Below are 3,700 nucleotides of genomic sequence, written 5' to 3' on the forward strand. Positions count from 1 at the left end.
CCGCCGGTGCCTACGCCACGAGTTACACCACCGGCGGAGAGGATCCACACCGGGTCGCCGGAGGCGAGGGATCGGGGGATGCGGACCGGGTGCAGGCCGGCGCCGTAGGCGTCGTCGCTGTCGCAGGTCGGTCCCGCGACGACCGCCGGTACCGTCTCCCCCGTGTCCGGCTGTCCGGGGAAGACCATGTGGTGGGTCAACTGGTCCATCTCGTACAGGCCGTTGAACTTGCCGCAGCTGAGGTAGAGCCAGTGGGCGTCCGCGCCGTCCGGCCCGCGGCGGTGGGTGAGGCGGGCGACATGGGCGCGGACGGCGCCGTGGTCGGCGACCAGGTGGCGGCCCGGTTCCATGACGAAGGTGACGGGGGCGAGGGCGCGCAGCCGGTCCATGCCCTCGCGGAGCACGGCGAAGATCTTGTCCAGGGGCGGGTCGAGGGGGTTGCCGTGGCGGTCCCGGTAGCCGAGCGCGGGCAGTCCGCCGCCGAGGTTGATGTGATCCGGTACGATCCCCCGCCCGGCCAGCGCCGTCAGGGTCTCGGTGAGCAGGTCGAGAGCGGCCTGCCAGCCCTCGGCGGTCATCTGCTGGGAGCCGACGTGCACGGACAGACCGGCGGGGGTGAGGCCGGCCGAACGGGCCGTGTCCAGGATGCGTACGGCGTCCTCGGGGGCGCAGCCGAACTTGCGGTTCAGGCCCCACAGGGCGCCCTCGCCGCTGGTGGCGAGGCGGCAGAACACACGGGCGCCGGGGGCGTGCCGGGCGATGGCGGTGACGTCCTCGACGCTGTCGGTGGCGAAGGTGCGGATGCCCTGGCGGTGGGCCTCGGCGATGTCGTGGTCGGACTTGATGGTGTTGCCGTAGTGGACGCGGTCGGGGTCCACGCCGGTGCGGAGGGCTTGCTCGATTTCGGCGGGGCTCGCGGCGTCGAAGCCGGCGCCGCGGGCCGCCAGGCAGTGGAGGACGTCGTCGACCGGGCAGGCCTTGAGGGCGAAGCGGATGTCGGTGGCGGGGAGTTCGGCGCACAGGGCGTCGTACTGGTGCTCTATGCCGGTGAGGTTGTAGATGATGCGGTCGGTGGTGGCGGCGGCGAGTTCCGCCATGGGGACGCCGGGCAGCGTTGTCGGGCGGGTGCGGGTTCGGTGGGGCTGGGCGCGCGGTTCCCCGCGCTCCTTCGGGGCGGCGTTCATGTGCGGGTCGCTTCGATCAGTGCGGGCCAGGCGTCGATCAGGTCCGCGTAGGCCGTGATGTCCGAGGCGGCCTCGGTCAGCAACTGGGCACGTTCGTCGCACAGTTGCTCGGCGAACTCCGCGTATCTGCCGCCCAGTTTGCGATACGAGGTGTCCAGGCGGTCCAGGCGCCAGATGTTCTCGGCCGGGTCCAGGGTGGTGCTCTCGCGGAGGAACGCGGTGATCCGGTCGGGGCGGACCCGGTCGTGGTCGTCCAGGAGGGCGGCGCCGGTGGCGGTCATGTGGTCGTAGACATGCTGGAAGTAGTGCATCGACAGCAGGAACTTCACGAAGCGGCGCTGGTAGGCGGGGAAGCCGGTGGGGGTGCGGCGTTCGGGGGTGTGGAAGTTCTCGATGTGCCGGTTGTGGAGGATGCCGGGCAGCGTGGCGTCGTGGACCAGGTGGAGCAGGAAGTAGTCGCTGCCGATGGTGTCCGTGGCGGGCGGCAGCGGGACGCGTTCGTAGACGGCCCGGTCGAAGGCGACGTTGCACATGTCGACGCGCATCGGGTCGACCAGGGTGAGGGTCGAGCGGTCGCCGGTGAACGGAGCGGTGCCCGCGCCCGTGAAGGACTCGGCGACCAGGTCCCGTTTGCGCTCCTCCGGCCAGTCGGTGGGCGCCCAGAGGCTGACCACGTCGTGGTAGACGGCCGGGTCGAGGCGGCGTATCTCGGCTATGTCCACGGAGAGTTCGCCGATGAAGGAGGCGCCGGCCAGGGAGACCGGGCGCCGGGCGTGGGCCGGGACGAGGTCGGTGTGCAGTCCGGCGGCCGTCGCCTCGGCGGCGGGGCGGCCCAGCCAGGGCAGCTCGTGGTGGATGGGGAACACCGGTTGCCCGGCGTGGAGTTGGTAGGTGCTGTCCGAGTCCCTGCGGTGCACGGAACGGCAGCCGAGCGCGGCGGCGAACAGGAACACGCGGTTGGTGCAGGCGCCGTAGGAGACGGCGGGCGGGAGGAGCAGGTCGAGGAGGCCGGAGGACAGGCCCGCGGAGTCGATCAACTCGCAAAGGCGACTGCGCTGTTGGTCCTCGTCCAGGTGGTGGACGGTCACCTGGGGGACGTCGGGGAGCGCGGCGAGCACCCGGAGGTGGTCGGCGCGGGTGTCGGCGTCGGCGGAGTCCAGGATCAGAAGGTGGACGTCCACGTCGAAGTGGCGGACCGCGTAGGCGGCCTCCTGGTGCAGGGCGGTGATCGTCGCGGGGCAGGCGCGGTTGGTGGGCAGGCAGAGGCAGACGCGGTGCTTCACTTGGCGTCGCCTCCGCCGGTCCAGGAGTCCAGACCCAGCAACTTGCGGCCCAGCGGGTTGAGTTCGGCCGGGCCGTAGCGCTCCGCCTCGGGGCGGCGGGCGTCGCCGAGGAGGGTGCCGTTCCAGTCGGGGGTGGCCAGGGTGCGCCAGGAGTGCACACGGGAGTCGCGCAGGACGGTGTGCTCCTCCAGGGCGGGCATCATCGACAGGTACTGGACGGCCCGGACCCCGCGCTCCGAGCGGTTGGGGGCGACGCCGTGCGCGAGCAGCCCGTTGAAGATGAGCAGGTCACCGGCCTGGAGGTCGGGGCGGACCACGGGGAACTCGGTGCGGTCGGCGTTCGGGCGGATCGGGTCGCGGCCGGGTGGCTGGGCGAGGCGCCATTCCTCGAAGCGGCGGAAGAGTTCGGGGGCGCACTGGAAGCCGCCGAGTTCGGGGCGGGTGTCGTTCAGCGCGATGATGCCCTGCACGCGCTGGGGCAGCACGGCGAGGGTGGTGTCCACGTCCCAGTGCAGATCGATGTCGAAGCCCTCGGTGGTGGGTTCGATCAGCGAGCGCGAACGGGTGCCGGTGTTGGGCGGGTTCAGGTTGAGGCGGTCGAGGGTGACCCACAGCTCTTCGCAGTCCCAGACGTCCACGAAGGCGTCGTGGACCCGCTGGTTCTGCCGGCTGTCCCACAGGAGCTGGTGGTGGTACGACTCGACGAAGCCGTAGATGAACAGGTGCTGGTCGAGTTCGGAGCGGAACTCCGGCTGCTTGTACCAGGTTTCCGGGCGGTCGGGGTCCAGGCCCTGGAACTCCCAGGCGAAGTCGAGGAGTTGCTTTGCCTCGCCGGGGGTGATGGCCTCACGGACGACGACATAGCCGTACGTCTGCCAGAACGCGAAGTCCTCGGCCGAAAGCACCCTCAGCGGGCGGGACTTCTCGATGTCGCGCAAGGGGGTGGGGGCGAGGTAGGTCTCGCCGTCGGCACTGAAGTAGGGGCGGCCGGATGCCGCGCGGTGGAGGTAGGGGGCTGGTGTCTGCATGCGAGCACTCCGGGGTGACGGATGTGGGTGGCGGTGAGACATGTGCCGGTGGCATGCGCCAGGGCGTGAAGGGTCCAGGGCGCGAAGGGGCGTGGGGGTCTTTGAGTGGGTGGGTGTTCGGTGCGCGGATGGGTGCGGGAGGAGGGTCGGCGCGCGGCTGGGTGCGGGTGCGTCATGGCTGGTCGCGCCCCGCGGCGGAGCCGCA

General features: G+C 71.3%; 3 protein-coding genes. All 3 read right to left on the reverse strand.

The window, feature by feature from the left end:
* Positions 1-1,097 (reverse strand): type III PLP-dependent enzyme domain-containing protein (locus tag CCN72_RS32990; RefSeq protein ID WP_244174595.1); only part of this gene is annotated, 1,097 nt, incomplete at its 3' end.
* Positions 1,098-1,180: 83 nt separating this feature from the next.
* Positions 1,181-2,467, reverse strand: a complete 1,287-nt coding sequence (locus CCN72_RS32995; protein WP_086811914.1) for a DUF6271 family protein — start codon at positions 2,465-2,467, stop codon at positions 1,181-1,183.
* Positions 2,464-3,495 carry a phytanoyl-CoA dioxygenase family protein gene (locus tag CCN72_RS33000; protein WP_086811915.1) on the reverse strand — a complete coding sequence of 344 codons (1,032 nt, stop codon included), beginning with the start codon at positions 3,493-3,495 and terminating at the stop codon, positions 2,464-2,466. Before CCN72_RS33000 ends, CCN72_RS32995 begins: the two co-directional genes overlap by 4 nt.
* Positions 3,496-3,700: the final 205 nt, after the last annotated feature.

The organism is Streptomyces murinus (assembly GCF_002154555.1).
GTDB lineage: Bacteria > Actinomycetota > Actinomycetes > Streptomycetales > Streptomycetaceae > Streptomyces > Streptomyces murinus.

Bases quoted from the DNA above. Each gene is read 5' to 3' on its own strand.
- CCN72_RS33000 (WP_086811915.1), bottom strand. From the start codon at position 3,495: ATGCAGACACCAGCCCCCTACCTCCACCGCGCGGCATCCGGCCGCCCC.